The sequence below is a fragment of the Halomonas sp. BN3-1 genome (genome assembly GCF_003056325.1).
GTDB lineage: Bacteria > Pseudomonadota > Gammaproteobacteria > Pseudomonadales > Halomonadaceae > Halomonas > Halomonas litopenaei.
In genome coordinates, this window is the sequence record NZ_PYVV01000025.1 from 1 (window position 1) to 14,971 (window position 14,971).

Sequence of the window (14,971 nt, forward strand, 5' to 3'; positions counted from 1 at the left end):
ACCAGTGTGCTGGAGGGCATGAACAACCGAATCAAAGTTATCAAGCGGATGGCCTATGGATACCGCGACACTGCGTACTTCTTCCTGAAGATCCGTGCCGCATTTCCCGGCAAAGTGCGATGAACCCTTTTTTGTGGGAGGCGGTATGGAACAACACCAATGGAAGACCACAGAAAAACAGTACGTGAAGCGTCGTCTCGATGAGGGTGCCACCTACAAGGACATCGCATCAGAGTTGGGGCTTGGGCGAGACCAGGTCCATGGCTTGGCCAAGCGCAGCGGCTTTACTGATCCCCGTCGTCGCGGCGCGTGGCGTCGGCGAGATTGGTCCGAAATCGACCAGACAGTGCAGGACTGCATCGAGGTCCAGTGCATGTCCATTCGGCAGGTCGTCAGCCATTTGCAGCGGCAGGGCATATCGACCAGCTACTCCAGCATTAACAACCGGGTCAAGCAGATGCCCGCTTCGGTCCAGTTTCAGGCCCGCGTTAACGCGGCCCGTCGCCAAGCCAGCAATGCATATCGAATGCGCCTGCGGATCAAGCGGGCGGCATGAATAAGCGCGCCGTGCCCGGTGGCGCCAATGACCGGAGCCGAGGCCAGGCCACCGTGTCTCAAAACGGAGTCAGCCCGCTGGCCGCCGCCTCCTCAGCTCCACCCGTGCTGAGCGCGGGCGAGTTCACTGCACAGCAGTAGGCGGCAGGGCGGGCCGGGTGCCGCACGTGAAGCGGCAATTTCTTTCCAGCCTCGGCACACGCCGGGGCTTTTTCTTACCAGGGAGGTCCAGTGAATGAGCTGGCTTTATTCGCGGGCGCTGGTGGCGGAATACTCGGCGGCCACCTTCTCGGATGGCGAACGGTATGCGCGGTCGAGCAAGACCCCTACGCCGCAAGCGTTCTTGCCGCCAGACAGAATGACGGCATTCTCGCGCCCTTCCCGATTTGGGATGACGTTTGCACCTTTGACGGAAAGCCTTGGCAAGGACTTGTTGACGTGGTTTCGGGCGGATTCCCGTGTCAGGACATATCCGTTGCTGGAGACGGCGCTGGGCTCGATGGCGAGCGATCCGGCCTGTGGCGAGAAATGCGACGGATCATTGGCGAGGTACGACCACGCCACGTCTTCGTGGAAAACAGTCCAGCTCTCACTTTTCGAGGACTCGGACGAGTTCTCGGAGACCTGGCCGAGATGGGGTTTTATGCGCGCTGGGGAGTGCTGGGCGGTCACGCCATCGGCTGTCCTGCCAATGGCGAAAGGATATGGATTGTCGCTACCCAGACCCACGGCAAGCATGGCCAGAAAGGGATGGGGGTTTGGCGCAGTAACGAACCGCAGGTACAGCAGACAGGTTCGCCAGGACACGTTGCGGATGCTTGGAAAGGCACCCAGCCCCATCGCGATCGAATGGTTGATGGGATGGCCGGACGGATGGACCGACTTAAAGCCCTTGGAAATGGCCAAGTTCCAGGCCTGGCAGCGGCAGCATTCACCGAACTTTCAAAACAATAAGGAGGCCGCATGACACCAGCCGAGTGGGTCGAAGACATCGAGGTTTGGGGCGAGGTCGGCGCCAGAGCTGTCGAGCAGGCGCTGGCCGATCAGATGTGGAGGGAGTGGGTATGCAGCGAGTAGACAGACTGCGCGGCCTGGTGTCCGTGCAGCAGGAGATCAGGGTGCGGGAAGGGCTACCGGTGCGGTTCAGCGCCCGGCATGTGGCGGCGGGCCTCGGTGCCGTGATGGGCCAGTACCGGTTGGTGAAAGCGCCGGAGGCAGCCCAAGAGGCGATTCGGCAGTGGCACGAGCACGGGCGGATTCAGCGCGACGGCACGCTCGACGGAATCCCAGCATGGAGGAAGGCGGGATGAACGACTTCGAACACATCCGGGCCTTCTACCAGGTGCCGGCCTGCATTGGTCGGCGCGTCACGGTGAATGGGCAGCCAGGAGTCATCGCGGAGGACCAGGGCCATTGCATCGGCGTGCTGTTCGACGCCGACAAGCCAAGCTGCATTTCCAGGTGTCACCCCACATGGCGGGTGGAATACCACGGAATCGGGCGCGTACGCTGCATGACGGCCAGTCAGCGCCGGTACAAGCGCTACCTGGAATATGGCGATTGCTTCGAGACCTTCCTCGACTTTTGCCGTTGGGACGCGGAGCCCGACCGGAGCTGGAACGCATGATCGCGGCCATCATTCTCGGCCTGCTGATTATGGCGGGCGGGGCGCTGGCCCTGCGAGAGGCGAGGCGGGCGTACAGAGAGCAGAGGAGAAGGGTATGAGCAGTTCGATTGAAGCGCTACAGCAGCGGCTGGAGCAGGTGGAAGCCGAGAGGGAAGCGCTGGCGGCGCAATTGAATGCGGTGTTTGGGGCTGTGCTTCGACCGTTTGTCGAAACCTTTAGCGATACAGAGGCTATGGCCGAAGCTCGGCGCATTGCCATGAGAGACCCGCTAGATATTCTCGCCCGCCGCGATGCCAGGGTGAAGGCGGAGGCGGCGACGGAAATGTCTCTGCGCAGGCCGCCGGGAAGTGTCCAGCGGTCGTGGATGCAAGAGGTGGCCAACGAATACCGCCAGCAGGCCGAGGGAGGTGGCGATGAGTAGGCAGGCCGGGTGGTACTGGGTGAAAGAGCATTCCTATGAGAACTGGGCGGCATGGCACTGGAACGGAGTGGACTTCGCCGGGGTCGACGAAGACTGTTTCGCCGTAATCGGCCCCCGCATCCCGTCGCCGGACGAGCCGTGGCAGTGCGTGCCGGTCGAAGCGACCGCCGACATGCTGGACGTTCTCACCCTTGGTCACCTTGTGACGGCGCCGAGGCGATGGCGAGAGGCGCTCGCAGCGGCGCCGAAGCCGGGAGGAGGCGATGAACCTTAGCTGGTGCGGTTCCTAGTATGCCAGGTATAGGTTCAGCGGCGCCCGTGGAAAACAGAGTGAGCCTGGTGAGCATCATTGTGCCCACCCGAGCAAGGGGTGCGGGGTATAGTAGGGGAAACGCAAAAACTGGAAGCCATTTATGTCCTTCGATGTCGACGAGCTACTGTATCTAGCCGCTTTCCCTACTCGTGCAGAAATTCTTAACGTGGTCCAAAAATTCGACCCGATCTGTGTGTCTAGGATTTCTGAGGTGCTATCTCTGACTCAGAATCAGACGACCAAGCATCTCACCAAAATGCGCGAAGCAGGTCTTGTAAAGGCGGATCGGTCAGGCCGTACCGTGTACTACCGCCTTGCAGATGAACCTTGTTTGCGCGACTTCCTTGAATGGCGGCGACGATACCGCCAGTGAACTGCCGATCATCATGCCGCCCACCGAGGCGGCTTTCTTTTGCCCTGAAGGAGAGCTTGATCATGACACCCCTGATGCCGCCGAGCGAGGTGGCGGAACTCTTGGCCATCAGTGAGCGCAAGGTCTACGCGATCAAGCACCTGATTGGCTATGTCGCCCTGGGCGGCAACGTACGGTTTGAGCGAGAGGCGGTCGACGCTTACATTGAGAGCTGCAAGCGCGGCCCCTCACGAGAGGAGCAACAAAAATGGGTATCACGGTTCGATACCGCGCATCTCGGAACAGGTGGGTCGTCACCGAGTCGGGTGAGCGCGGCAGATATCAGCGAACGTTTATCACGGAAAAGGAAGCAAGGCAGTTCGCCACGAAGCGAGAGGCTGAACTAAACGAGGCTCAATTCAATGGCCTCATGGGTCGGCAGGAGCGGAGGACCTTCATGGAGGGTCTTCTGCGCTGGGTCGACGAGTACGACACGAACAGCCAGGGCGCGAGCATTCGTGCAGTCGCCCGCTGGTTCGACGAGAACGCACCAGACGTGCTTCTTGGTCAAGAGGTGTTGGATGTCGCCCGGTCGATGCAGAAGGATATGCGCAGGAAGCGGCTCAGCCAAAGCACAATCAATAACCGGACCCAGGTGGTCAAGCGAGTGCTGAGCCTGGCGTATCGGGAGTGGGATTGGCTGGATCAGCCGCTGGACGGCAAGCTGCGCAAGCCTACCCCGAAAAACGAGCGCCACGTCTACCTGACCGCAGGGGATATTCGGCGTTTGGTTGAGGCTGTGCCGGAAGAGTATTTGGAGGAGCGGCGAATCATCACGCTGGCTGCTTTGACGGGACTACGCCGCGGCGAACTCCTGTCGCTTGACCATGGCAACATCCAGGGTGGTCGCATCGTGTTGCGACCAGGGCAGACCAAGAGTGGCAAGGCCAGGGTCGTGCCGCTGCCGGAGGATGGTGCGGCATTGGTGGCCAACCTGCCGTTTGCATCTGACGCTCATCAATTGCGTAAGGCGTTTGAAGCTGCCCGGCGGGCTATAAAGCGTGATGATCTGCGCTTTCATGACCTTCGCCACACCTACGCCAGCCTGCTGGCTGAGGCGGGGGAGGTGATGACGACGGTGCAGGCGCTACTTGGCCACAGCAGCTTGGTGGTGACCAGCCGGTACGCGCATATGTTCGACTCGCGTCTGGATCAAGTGGCTGGCAGGCTGCCGAAGCTTTGCGACCAAATTGCGACCAGAGAGGAGGGCGTCGAGGGACTAGGTAGCGTAAGGCATTGAAACTATTGGTGCCCGGAGCCGGGCTCGAACCGGCACGGTGTTGCCACCGAGGGATTTTAAGTCCCTTGCGTCTACCAATTTCGCCATCCGGGCAGGAACGTCGCCAGAGGTAAGGCGATAGGGTCCGAAGGGATCGGACACGGCTTCTGGGAAGCGGGGCACACCTGAAAGGAAAAATGGAGGCTGGAGTCGGAATCGAACCGGCGTACACGGAGTTGCAGTCCGCTGCATAACCACTCTGCCATCCAGCCTCATGAGTCATCCATCGTCTGATGATGGAGCGGGAAACGAGATTCGAACTCGCGACCCCAACCTTGGCAAGGTTGTGCTCTACCACTGAGCTATTCCCGCCTGACTCGAGGACGTATTATACGGATAAGTCGGTGACTGTCAAACGCTTTTCCCTGAATTTTCGAATAGGCCCCGGATCGCCAGAGCGCTGCCTACAGCGAGCGGCTCAGGTGCGGCCAGGCGGCCCGCAGGTACTGGATCATCGACCACAGCGTCAGTATGGCGGCGGCGTACAGGGTGACAACGCCCAGTTCGGCGATCAGGTGGCCGGGAGGGAAGGCCAGCAGCAGCAGCAGGGCGACCATCTGCAGGGTGGTCTTTACCTTGCCGATCCAGGACACCGCGACCGAACCGCGCTTACCCATCTCCGCCATCCACTCGCGCAGTGCCGAGATGACGATCTCGCGGCCGATGATCACCAGCGCCGGCAACGTTAGCCAGGCGGCGTCGTAGCGCTCGATCAGCAGTGCCAGCGCCACTGCCACCATCAGCTTGTCCGCCACCGGGTCGAGGAAGGCGCCAAATGGCGTCGACTGGTCCCACTTGCGCGCCAGATAGCCATCCAGCCAGTCGGTGATGGAGGCCAGGCCGAACAGGGCGGCGGCGGTCAGCATGCTGTATTCGAAGGGCAGGTAGAACAGCACCACCAGCAGGGGGATGAAGACGATGCGTGCCAGGGTCAGAATATTGGGAATGTTCATCGATACCGCTGTCCTTGCTGGAGGGGGGCGACAAGAAGCGACGGACGACGTTGGCGCCCGTCAAAGTGGTTCATTCTATCCGTGATACCTCAACTCATCCATGCAGGGCACGATGAATTGTGTCTGCCATGGTGGCGCTGATGCCGGGGACCCGAGCCAGTTCATCGCGGGTGGCCTGCTTGATGCCCTGGAGTCCGCCGAAGAAGCGCAGCAGTTCACGTCGGCGTTTGGGGCCGACGCCGGGGATATCCTGAAGTGTCGAGGTGCGCCTGGCCTTGTCTCGCTTGGCACGGTGGCCGGCGATAGCGAAACGGTGCGATTCGTCGCGGATGTGCTGGATAAGGTGAAGACCCGGCGAGGTCGGTGGCAGCGCCAGAGAGCGATCCACGGTCTCGACAAAGAGGGTCTCGAGGCCAGCCTTGCGGGTGGTGCCCTTGGCCACCCCGAGCAGAATCACGCCGTTGATGGCGAGCTCGGCGAGCACCTCCCGCGCCATGTTCAACTGGCCCTTGCCGCCGTCCACGACCAGGATGTCGGGTAACACGCCTTCCCCTTCGTTGAAGCGCTTGAAGCGACGAGTCAGCGCCTGCTGCATCGCTGCGTAGTCATCGCCGGCGGCGACTCCCTTGATGTTGAAACGCCGATAGTCGCTCTTGCGCGGGCCGTCCTGGTCGAACACGACGCAGGATGCCACCGTGGCCTCGCCGTGGCTGTGACTGATATCGAAGCATTCGAGCCGTTGCGGCGTCTCGTCGAGCTCGAGTGCCTGGCGAAGATCTTCGAAACGTTTGGCGAGCTGGGTCTGGTTGGCCAGTTGGCCAGCCAGTTGCTGCTCGGCGTTGGTGCGGGCGAGTTCACGCCACTGGGCGCGGTGACCGCGGACCTTGTCGGTCATGCGTACCCGGCGTCCGGCATGCTCGCTCAGCGCCCGGGCGATCAGTTCGGCGTCGGGTACGGCGTGGCTGGTCAGCACTTCGGTGGGGATCTCCCGGGCCTGTCCGAGGTAGTACTGGCTGACGAAGTCACCCAGCAGTTCCGGCTCCCCGAGATCGAGGCTGTTGGCGGGGCTGTAGTGCCGCGCCCCCAGCAGACGCCCCTGACGAATCGACAGCACCGAGATGCACAGGGCACCCGGCTGGGAGGCCAGGGCAAAGGCGTCGGCGTCTCCGCTGCCGGTATCCACCACCTGGCGCTGCTGCAGACGGCGCAGATCCTGCAACTGGTCGCGCAGACGTGCCGCTTCCTCGAAGTCGAGGGCCTGGCTTGCGGCCTCCATGTCGCGGGTCAGCTCCTGGCTGACCGATTCGCTGCGTCCTTCCAGGCACTGGATGGCGTGTTCGATATCGCGGCGGTAGTCTTCTTCGCTGATGTAGCCCACGCAGGGGGCGCTGCAGCGCTGAATCTGATACTGCAGGCAGGGCCGGGTGCGGTGTGCGAAGACGCCGTCCTCGCAGTTGCGGATACGGAACACCTTCTGCATCAGTGATAGCGTTTCGCGCACGGCGCCGCTGGAGGGATAGGGCCCGAAATAGCGGCCGTCATCGTGGCGGGTCCGTGCGCGCTTGTGTTCCAGAGCGGGGAAGGGATGACGGTCGGTGACAAACACAAAGGGGTAGGACTTGTCGTCACGCAACAGGATGTTGTAGGGCGGTCTGAGCTGCTTTATCAGGGTCTGTTCGAGCAGCAGCGCCTCGGTCTCGCTGTTGGTCACCGTGACCTGGATGTCGTGGATGCGAGCGACCAGCGCCTGAGTCTTGGTATTGAGTGCGCCGCGGAAATAGCTCGCCAGGCGGGCCTTCAGGCGGCGAGCCTTGCCGATATAGAGGGTATTGGACTGGTCATCGAACATCCGGTAGATACCGGGTGATTCGCTGACGGTCTCGAGAAAGCGTCGGGCATCGAAGGTCATGGTCTGGTAAGGCTCACCCTGTCACATCACGTCAGGGAGCTCATGCTACCAGAGCCTGGCGGGGGACGTATCGTCCCCGACGGCACATTGGGTAAGAGCCTCAGGCTGGCTGTTAGTCTTCCTTGAAGCCTTCGACCAGCCCATGCCGCAGCCCCAGGTGGGTCAGCGCCACGTCGGAGTTGACGCCGAGCTTTTCGAAGATGCGATAGCGGTAGGTGTTGACCGTCTTCGGGCTCAGGAACATGCGATCGGCGATGTCGGCTACGCGTTGGGCGTTGACGATCATCATCGCGACCTGAAGCTCGCGCTGGGACAACTGATCGAACGGATTTTCCTCGTGGTCGATGCGCGACAGTACCAGCCGTTGAGCGATCTCCGGGCTGACGAAGCGCTGTCCGGCGAACACCGCGCGGATGGCCTTGACCATCTCGTCGTGCTGGGAACCCTTGCTGATGAAGCCGTGGGCACCGGCCTCCAGCAGCCGCTGGGCAAAGGCTTCCTCGATAAAGGCCGTCAGCACAAGAATACGGATGTCCGAGGTCAGTCGGCGGATCTTGCGAGTGGCCTCGAGCCCGCCGATGCCCGGCATGCGAATGTCCATCACCACCACGTCGGGATTGAGGCGGCGAGTCTGAGCAATGGCCTCTTCTCCGTCCGCGGCTTCCCCGACGACATTGATGTCCTTCTCTGCATTGAGCAGATGAACGATGCTGGTGCGTACCAGGTGATGATCGTCAGCGACAAGAACCCTGATCAATGCCGATACTCCTGGAAAAGGTGAAAACTGGGATCATGGATTTGACCGAGGCGAGCCAATGCTCATTGCGGGGTCTTCTCATGATGATTCGCAGTAGACTGTCACAAATTGATCCTAAGGGGAATTGGGTCTCCGGGGGGCGACGGCGTTTTCAGCATAGCTGCATTGATAGTGTGCTATATCTCTGATAGCGGCGCGCCGCGGTATCGGGCGCTTGCCGCCCGGGACTGCTGCATGAGCCCCAACGTCCTGGTTGGCTTGATGTGATGCCGCCTGTCGCGTCATTTCATGTTACCAGCCGCAGGGCGGGTGTGCAGTGTCGTAGGCGTGAACCGGGCGCCGCCACGGCGAGACCATGGCGATGGACGGGCGAAACCGTCATGCGGACGCGCCGGCAGGCTATGCTGAACTTGACCGGCGTCAATGAAAGCACGATTGCGTCCACGACACGCCTTGATCTGGTGCGCACTGGCTGCGTAGTGCGGCCCCGTGTCCCGATCAAGTCCTCTGGATGGCCAGTCTGGCCAAGGTTGCGCCATGTCCTGTCCCCTGTATGAACAAGACTCCCTGCTCGCCGACAAGTTGCGTTTTCGCCTGGCGCGCCCCACCAGCGCCTATGACGTCCTTGGCTATCAGTGCACGGGGACACCTTGCGCCCCGCCAGGCGCGCGTGAAGCGGTCTGGGCCAGGGACGACTACCGTTGTCGCTTTTGTGGCTTTCGCAGCGCCAAGTATCAGCAGGCGGTGACCCTGGGGACTGACAGTCGCAATGTCGATGATATCGTGACGGCCTGTCTGTTCTGTGATCAGGTGAATCGCCTGGATCTGGTGCCTTCCATGCGTTCCGGTGTACTGGTGTGGCTGCCCGGCGTGACCCAGGCGGACCTCAATCGGCTGGCCCCCGTCATTTTTGCTGCGCGCCTCGACAGGCGGCTGCAACTGCGAGCACGCGCCCTGCTGGAGCGTGTGATGGAGGCGCGAACCGCCGCCAGAGAACGCTTCGGTAGCGACGATCCCCTGGCCCTGGTCGAGTTGCTGAGAGCGAGGGGAGAGGGGCGAGCGGACGGCCTGATGCAGCAAGGCTTGCGCCTTTTTCCGCTGGATCGGCGGGTCGTCGGTCAACAGGGGCTTTGCTTCAATCAGTTCCCGCAGATTCTGGCGTACTGGCGCTCGAGGAAGGGCCCGCTAGGGGGCGAGCGAATCGCCGAAGCGCTGGCGATGAGCGAATCGCGGCTGATGGCCGGGGGCGGTTCAGATGCCACCGCCTCTTCGGTTCCGTCGTCCTGACGTCCGTAGCTTGGTCAGTCCAGCGGCGCGTGGATGCGCTCGGGCAATCCGGCAGCGATGGGTTCGTCATCGAGCATCTCGATGTTGCCGCTGGCGCTCAGCATGAAGCGGGCGAGAAAAAAGGCGTCGGCATAGTAGAGCGTCGCCAGGTAGCGATAGACGTCTTCGTCATCGGCCGGGTCCTGGCGCGGCGCGTGACAGCTTCCGGCGACGATGGCCTGAATATCGGGATGGGCCGGGAGCAGCGGATCCTCGAGCGAATCGACAATATAGAAGGGACCGTCCGGCCCCCTGACGAAGAAGCAGAAGAAGCGCAGGTAGCCGAGCGCATTGGCAGCGCAAAGCTGGATCGGCTGGCGAGCGTTCAACTCGTGGATCGGCGGGGCAGTACCGGTCAGCCGGGTCAGCGGGCGCGGCGCGTGGTCTCCAGCCGCACCTTCCTCGACGAAGTACAGCGCCAGGCCCTGCATCCAGTCGGGATGTTGCAGGCGTATCAGGGTGGCGTCGGGGTACCAGGGCAGTCGGCAGGCGTCGGCCACCAGTCTGTTGTCGGCGAGATGCTTTCCATCAATACGGCTGCCGCAGGGCCAGTGGGACTCGACAAATGCCGGCCTGCAGCGCCGCCAGGGGTACTGCCAGGGGTTGCCTTCCAGGGTCGGGGCGAGAGCGCCGCGGGCAATCGCTGGATCGGGGTCCATGTCGTTGGGCGAGGTGCCTGCGCACTGTTCCTGGTCCCCATCCGCCGCAGGGGCGCGCAAGGCCGCCACCGCTTTCTCGATAACCGCGGTGGACTGACCCGCGCCTTCGAGCCAGGCAAGTATCCTGGGGTCGGCCACCGGGCCGTCCTCGAGGGCGCGTCCAGCGTCGTCGCGAGTGCATGTCCGGGTCAGACGTTCAGCGTATACCTGGGCGACGCTGCGTCCGTCGCGAGTTCGCATGGCCGCATCGGCGTTTCGCTGAATCAAGGCCAGCGCCAGTGGAAACTGGCCTAGTGACAGCGCGATCAGCACCGGTGCATCGCGGTCACGAGTGGCCATGTCAATATCGGCTCCGGCGTCTGCCAGCACGATAGCGATGTCCTTGTAACCGCCTTCGGCGGCCAGTTGCAAGGCGGTGACGCCTGGCTGTTCTGCGCAGGCATCGACCTCTGCGCCGGCGGCTACAAGCCGTTCGACCAGGGTTTGGTGATTGAACTGTACGGCCAGGTGCAGAGGGTGCCAGCCCTCGGCGTCGCTGGCGTCACAGTCTGCCCCCGCCATGATAAGCGTCTCGACCAGGTCCAGCGCGCCGCCGACACAGGCCAGGTGGAGCAGAGTGGGGGCTAGGGGCGCCTTGGCGCTTTCTCTTGTGGCAACGCCTGGCTCGGTTGCCTGCTCGATGTCCGCCTGCTCGATGACCCCCTGCCCGATGAGCAGGACCTTGGCCGCCTCGCTCGCGCCCTTGAGGCAGGCGAGCTGCAGGGCGCTCATGGCGTGCTTGTCGAGGACATCCACCGATACGCCGCCGAGATCCAGCAATGCCGTGACGACCTCGGCTCGATTGGCCAGGGCGGCCAGGTGAAGCGCCGTGCGTCCATCCGGGGTGGTGGCCTGCATGTCGGCCCCGTGGCGAGCCAGCAGCCTGATTGGCTCGGCATGTCCCTGATCGGCGCACAGGTGCACCAGGTTCCAGCCGGCAAAGGGGCTGCGACCAGGCCAGTGCAATTGGGTGTTCGGGTCGCTGCCGGCGCGTAGCAGTACCTCGGCACAGGCGACATGACCACCGGTCACCGATGCCTGCAGCGCGGTCTGATGGATCGGTTGCTCTGCCTTGGTGTCTTCTCGATGGTCTCTGGCGTCGAGTGTGGCAGTTGTATGGCAGAGCAGGGCCAGGGTATCCGGGTGGCCGTGCTCGGCGGCCAGGTGCAGCGCTGTGCGGCCGTCGCCGATCGCCGCGGCGGGATCGGCCCCGTGCTCGAGCAACAGCTCGGCCACCCTGGTGGCTCCGCGGGCGGCGGCGATGTGCAAGGGGGTGTGTTCGAAGTCGCCGAGCTTGCCTGACGGGACTCCCTTTGCGCCTTCCTTGCGCCAGGCATCCAGCCGTTCCCGGGCGCTGCTTTCCTTGCCCCAGTCCGCGGCGAGCGCGAGGGCACCGAGGTCGGCGCCGCGTTCAATCAGCCAGCGGGCTATTTCCGGATGATCATTGTAGGCGGCCAGGTGCAACGGCGTGGCGTCGTTGGCCAACCTGGCGTCGATCTCGAGTCCTTGGGCCACCAGCGCCTCGGCGGCCTTCACATGATTGCCGCGGGCGGCGAAGTGCAGATAGCTCCAGTGCGTCTGATGGGGGGCTGCCGGGTCGGCCCCGAGGGCAATCAGGTGGCTGATGGTGTCGGCTCGATCGTTGGCGATCGCCTGTTCCAGCGGGGTCTGACGGTTGGCGTTGGTGAGGTCGGGGCTCTGGCCGCGTTGCTGTATCAGGTAGTCGAGCACCCTGTGCTGGCCGGCGAGCGCGGCCAGGTGCATCGGTGTCTGGCCGTGGGGCGCTTGCTGTGCGTCCAGGCTGGCCCCTGCTTCCACCAGACGCTGCAGGCAGTCGACGGCTCCTGCCTGTGCCGCCAGGTGTACGGGGCGCCAGTGGTCCTCATCGGCGTGGTCAGGATCGGCACCGGCCGCCAGCAGCGGTTGCAACAGGTCGAGGCGGTTTTTCCAGACCGCCCAGAAGGTCGCGGTGCGGCCATCCTTGCGCGGTAGATCGACCGCCTCGGGCCTTCTGGCCACCATTGCCGCGATGATATCGGCGCGCTGGTAGAAGGTGGCCAGGATCAGGTGTGTCGGCTTGCGAGGGCTCTGGGTGACCACCGCTGCAGGATCGGCTTCCAGCAGCAGCAGGGTGAGGCAGAACTCCCGCAGGCGGGCAAGCTCCTTGGTCGTTGGCGGGCCTTCGCCGAGCACATCATGCCAGATCGCCAGCACCCGGGCCGCGCGATCCAGGTAGAGCAGGCGATAGGCGTTCCAGCGCGCGGCGTCCGGCGGGCTGGCAAGACAGTGCTCGGCTTCCCCCACCAGTTGGCGGACGCATTCGCGTACCGGGCGCTCCCGTTCCAGCCACTCGCTGGCCTGGGGCCAGTGGTGGAGTACCGCTTCGTGGACCAGGCGGACACGCCCGTGGCGTTCATCGATCAGCAGGCGCCGCTCGCGCAACGCCCGGGCCAATTGAAAGGCGTCTGTGGCATCCGCCGCGGGGAAGACCGTGGCGGGTAGCGTAAAATGCTTTTCGCCGACCTGGCGCCAATCCACCAGGCGACGCAGCAGGTCACCGACGACGCTATCCGACCACAGTGCGCCGGACGCCGCCTTGGCCTGCTCGAAGGCCTCATTGGCGAGTTGGGTGATGGCGCCTTCGATACTGTCGTGGCCCTCGGCGTTGGCGGTGTCCAGTACCCACAGGGGGGGCTCCCGCTGGCGGTCGCCCCCGTCGGGGGTACGAAGGTGACCGGTGGTCTGGAAGGCCTCGGAGCCAGACGCGCTCTCGGTGAAACCTGCTCTGGCGCTGGTGCCGAGCTCCTGGGTGTCGTCGTCGGCCTGGCGGTCCCCACTGCGGCCAAAGCTCGTGGTGATAGCGTCACCCAGGGACGCCGAGTCAGCGATGGTGGCTTCTTCGGCGAGCCGCAGGCCGTGCTCGTAGAGATTGCGCAGCGCCAGTGACAACAGCGGCAGCAGGCTGTCCTGGGCGTCGCCTCGACCATGATGGCCGCGAATCCGCTGGATATTGTCCTTGAGCCGGGCCACCAGGGCGTCGCTGATGGCCAGGCGTCCGGTCAGCCGAAAGGGCTTGCGAATAATTTCGTCGAGACTGTTGTCAGGAGGAAACGACATCCTCGTTACCTGGCCAGTGGCATGGAGTTCGTTGAGCAGACTGTCGCGCTCCACCAGCTCCTGACGGTTTCCCTGGAGGGTGACAAAGATGCCCAGACGCGGGGCCAGGGCGCGGCATGAATGGGCCGCGTGGAGCCACTGCACCAGCGGATCCCAGAACTCGGCTTCCTGCTGTTCGCCATACAGAGCGTCGACGATCTCCTCGAACTGGTCGAACCCCAGCAGCAGACGAGGAGGTCGAGCCAGGCGCGTGGTGGCGGCGTCCAGCAGCAGACACAACTCCTCGTTCAGGGCTTCGATACGCAGGTCCGTTGACGTCCTTCCCAGCAGACGGCGAGCTCGCCTGGCAGTTGGTTCATCGCACCAGCCGGCGCCTTCCAGGCGTTTCACGATGGCGTCGAAGAGCATTGTCAGCACGCATCTGTCGCCGCTTCCTGCGTCCGTGGCTCGGCTATCCGGGGCCAGGTCGGAAGGGCGCAATATGCAATCAAGGCAGCGATGATCGGCGCTGTCCGCTACCAGGGCACCGATGATGCCGGCACGCAGGAACGACGACTTGCCCGAGCCGCTTCCGCCCTCGACCCAGACCACGGGGACCCGGTCCTGCTGGTTCCAGCGCTGCTTGAGTTCCTCTCTCAAGGTGCTTCGCTGGTCGGAGCGCCCGCAGAAAAGCGCGTGGTCCCCGACGTCGTAGGACTCCAGACCCTTGAAGGGGTCTCGGTCCGACGCCGTCAGGGCCAGGTTCAGGTCCCGCTCCATGAAACGTCTCAATTCACCGATAAAGGCGTCCTGAGAATCGATGACACGAATGACGTGGCCGCGACGTTGCACGAAGGCAACCAGATTGATCAGTTGCTTGAGCTGCTGGGTGCGGTCTTCCAGTCGCCTGGTGATGCAGGCTGAATCCGTTCCGCACTTGTCCTGGCATTCATGAAAGTGACGATAGTTGCCCCAGGCGGCTTTCAGTGGCTCGGTGGTGTCCAGCAGGTCCCTCGGCCCGACCAGACACAGCAGCAGTGGCAGTGCGCGAGATCCTGCCGATGCCTCCTGGCGCTGTCGCTCGCGGTAGGCCAGGGTGGCCAGCAGTTCAAAGGTGGAACCGGTAAGGGCGAATCCACCACGGTCGGCCCAGGCGTTGTCCCAGGGAATCACCAGGCCTGGGCTATCGCCGCCGTCGTCGGGCTTCATGGGATCGAGGACCCGCAGGTCATCGATGGGGTGATGGCTTGCCAGAGGGCTACCGACCTTTTCACCGAAAAGGCAGATCACCCCTCTGCAGAGGGGATCCGAGGGGTGGGGAATCTGCTGCTGGGCCGGCACCGCATCATCGAAACCGTCTTCGGCGGTATCGACCTCCCAGGCGTAGAGCCGAAGGCCGTGATCGTCGGCGGCCTGGTGATGCAGCGTCTCGATCTCGTCCCTGCAGGCGCGGCGCAGGTAGGCCACGTCACCGGGTGACGCAAGAAAGATGCTGGGGTGTTCCAGCGACGGAAAGGTGTTTTCAGATGAACCGGATGAACCGGCTGTCCCGGGAGGGGGGAGGTCGGTCGCTGTGGCGTTCGGGGGCTCGCGGGAGACGTCGCTCATGGGCTGGGTCCTGTCCC

Annotated in this window: 15 protein-coding genes and 3 tRNA genes; 10 read left to right on the plus strand and 8 right to left on the minus strand. The window is 63.4% G+C overall.

Going from position 1 to position 14,971, the window contains the following annotated elements:
• The 7 genes from C9F12_RS21765 to C9F12_RS21795 form a co-directional block, all read left to right on the plus strand.
• Positions 1–123, plus strand: a 123-nt coding sequence (locus tag C9F12_RS21765; protein WP_146188265.1) for a transposase, incomplete at its 5' end; no start/stop codon positions are given.
• A gap of 22 nt (positions 124–145) precedes the next feature.
• A complete protein-coding gene (locus C9F12_RS21770; RefSeq protein ID WP_108450195.1) occupies positions 146–556 on the plus strand; it encodes a hypothetical protein in 411 nt (136 codons plus the stop codon).
• A gap of 230 nt (positions 557–786) precedes the next feature.
• Positions 787–1,509 (plus strand): DNA cytosine methyltransferase, encoded by a 723-nt coding sequence (locus C9F12_RS23115; RefSeq protein WP_108450196.1) that lies wholly within the window; start codon positions 787–789, stop codon positions 1,507–1,509.
• A gap of 110 nt (positions 1,510–1,619) precedes the next feature.
• On the plus strand, positions 1,620–1,865 hold the full coding sequence (locus C9F12_RS21780) for a hypothetical protein (protein ID WP_108133166.1): 246 nt from the start codon (positions 1,620–1,622) through the stop codon (positions 1,863–1,865).
• On the plus strand, positions 1,862–2,182 hold the full coding sequence (locus C9F12_RS21785) for a hypothetical protein (protein WP_108450197.1): 321 nt from the start codon (positions 1,862–1,864) through the stop codon (positions 2,180–2,182). The genes C9F12_RS21780 and C9F12_RS21785 overlap by 4 nt, the downstream gene beginning before the upstream one ends.
• Before the next feature lie 94 nt (positions 2,183–2,276).
• Complete coding sequence (locus tag C9F12_RS21790; RefSeq protein ID WP_108450198.1) at positions 2,277–2,603, plus strand: hypothetical protein; 327 nt, start codon at positions 2,277–2,279, stop codon at positions 2,601–2,603.
• A complete protein-coding gene (locus tag C9F12_RS21795; protein WP_108450199.1) occupies positions 2,596–2,877 on the plus strand; it encodes a hypothetical protein in 282 nt (93 codons plus the stop codon). Before C9F12_RS21790 ends, C9F12_RS21795 begins: the two co-directional genes overlap by 8 nt.
• A gap of 287 nt (positions 2,878–3,164) precedes the next feature.
• Here C9F12_RS21795 and C9F12_RS22995 read toward each other — a convergent pair whose 3' ends face one another.
• Positions 3,165–3,353 (minus strand): hypothetical protein, encoded by a 189-nt coding sequence (locus C9F12_RS22995; RefSeq protein ID WP_240184329.1) that lies wholly within the window; start codon positions 3,351–3,353, stop codon positions 3,165–3,167.
• Between C9F12_RS22995 and C9F12_RS21805 the strand changes: the two genes are divergently transcribed.
• Both C9F12_RS21805 and C9F12_RS21810 read left to right on the plus strand, forming a co-directional pair.
• Entirely contained in the window at positions 3,352–3,675 is a 324-nt protein-coding gene (locus C9F12_RS21805; RefSeq protein WP_162816551.1) for a helix-turn-helix domain-containing protein, read from the plus strand. The genes C9F12_RS22995 and C9F12_RS21805 overlap by 2 nt on opposite strands.
• A gap of 50 nt (positions 3,676–3,725) precedes the next feature.
• Positions 3,726–4,568 (plus strand): site-specific integrase, encoded by an 843-nt coding sequence (locus C9F12_RS21810; RefSeq protein ID WP_162816552.1) that lies wholly within the window; start codon positions 3,726–3,728, stop codon positions 4,566–4,568.
• Between the two features lie 6 nt (positions 4,569–4,574).
• Here the strand turns inward: C9F12_RS21810 and C9F12_RS21815 are convergent.
• From C9F12_RS21815 to C9F12_RS21840, 6 genes are all read right to left on the minus strand, one after another.
• Positions 4,575–4,661, minus strand: a tRNA-Leu gene (locus C9F12_RS21815).
• Positions 4,662–4,745: 84 nt separating this feature from the next.
• A tRNA-Cys gene (locus tag C9F12_RS21820) sits at positions 4,746–4,819 on the minus strand.
• A 25-nt stretch (positions 4,820–4,844) separates the two neighbouring features.
• A tRNA-Gly gene (locus C9F12_RS21825) sits at positions 4,845–4,919 on the minus strand.
• A 92-nt stretch (positions 4,920–5,011) separates the two neighbouring features.
• Positions 5,012–5,560 (minus strand): CDP-diacylglycerol--glycerol-3-phosphate 3-phosphatidyltransferase, encoded by a 549-nt coding sequence (pgsA, locus tag C9F12_RS21830; protein ID WP_108133171.1) that lies wholly within the window; start codon positions 5,558–5,560, stop codon positions 5,012–5,014.
• Positions 5,561–5,654: 94 nt separating this feature from the next.
• Positions 5,655–7,469: an excinuclease ABC subunit UvrC gene (gene uvrC, locus C9F12_RS21835; RefSeq protein ID WP_045994189.1), complete on the minus strand. Its 1,815-nt coding sequence runs from the start codon at positions 7,467–7,469 to the stop codon at positions 5,655–5,657.
• A gap of 112 nt (positions 7,470–7,581) precedes the next feature.
• Positions 7,582–8,226, minus strand: coding sequence for a response regulator (locus C9F12_RS21840; RefSeq protein WP_045994188.1), 645 nt, complete (start codon positions 8,224–8,226; stop codon positions 7,582–7,584).
• Positions 8,227–8,763: 537 nt separating this feature from the next.
• Between C9F12_RS21840 and C9F12_RS21845 the strand changes: the two genes are divergently transcribed.
• Complete coding sequence (locus C9F12_RS21845; protein WP_108450202.1) at positions 8,764–9,513, plus strand: type IV secretion protein DotN; 750 nt, start codon at positions 8,764–8,766, stop codon at positions 9,511–9,513.
• 14 nt (positions 9,514–9,527) lie between these two features.
• Here the strand turns inward: C9F12_RS21845 and C9F12_RS21850 are convergent, their stop codons facing one another.
• The gene (locus C9F12_RS21850) at positions 9,528–14,954 is read right to left on the minus strand and encodes an ankyrin repeat domain-containing protein (RefSeq protein WP_108450203.1); all 5,427 of its coding nucleotides are present in this window, start codon (positions 14,952–14,954) and stop codon (positions 9,528–9,530) included.
• Positions 14,955–14,971: the final 17 nt, after the last annotated feature.

Excerpts from the sequence above, each read along its gene's own strand:
- C9F12_RS21770 (WP_108450195.1), top strand. The coding sequence starts at position 146 with ATGGAACAACACCAATGGAAGACCACAGAAAAACAGTACGTGAAGCGT.
- C9F12_RS21780 (WP_108133166.1), top strand. The coding sequence starts at position 1,620 with ATGCAGCGAGTAGACAGACTGCGCGGCCTGGTGTCCGTGCAGCAGGAG.
- C9F12_RS21785 (WP_108450197.1), top strand. The coding sequence starts at position 1,862 with ATGAACGACTTCGAACACATCCGGGCCTTCTACCAGGTGCCGGCCTGC.
- C9F12_RS21790 (WP_108450198.1), top strand. The coding sequence starts at position 2,277 with ATGAGCAGTTCGATTGAAGCGCTACAGCAGCGGCTGGAGCAGGTGGAA.
- C9F12_RS21795 (WP_108450199.1), top strand. The coding sequence starts at position 2,596 with ATGAGTAGGCAGGCCGGGTGGTACTGGGTGAAAGAGCATTCCTATGAG.
- C9F12_RS21805 (WP_162816551.1), top strand. The coding sequence starts at position 3,352 with ATGACACCCCTGATGCCGCCGAGCGAGGTGGCGGAACTCTTGGCCATC.
- C9F12_RS22995 (WP_240184329.1), bottom strand. The coding sequence starts at position 3,353 with ATGATCAAGCTCTCCTTCAGGGCAAAAGAAAGCCGCCTCGGTGGGCGG.
- C9F12_RS21810 (WP_162816552.1), top strand. The coding sequence starts at position 3,726 with ATGGAGGGTCTTCTGCGCTGGGTCGACGAGTACGACACGAACAGCCAG.
- pgsA (WP_108133171.1), bottom strand. The coding sequence starts at position 5,560 with ATGAACATTCCCAATATTCTGACCCTGGCACGCATCGTCTTCATCCCC.
- uvrC (WP_045994189.1), bottom strand. The coding sequence starts at position 7,469 with ATGACCTTCGATGCCCGACGCTTTCTCGAGACCGTCAGCGAATCACCC.
- C9F12_RS21845 (WP_108450202.1), top strand. The coding sequence starts at position 8,764 with ATGTCCTGTCCCCTGTATGAACAAGACTCCCTGCTCGCCGACAAGTTG.
- C9F12_RS21850 (WP_108450203.1), bottom strand. The coding sequence starts at position 14,954 with ATGAGCGACGTCTCCCGCGAGCCCCCGAACGCCACAGCGACCGACCTC.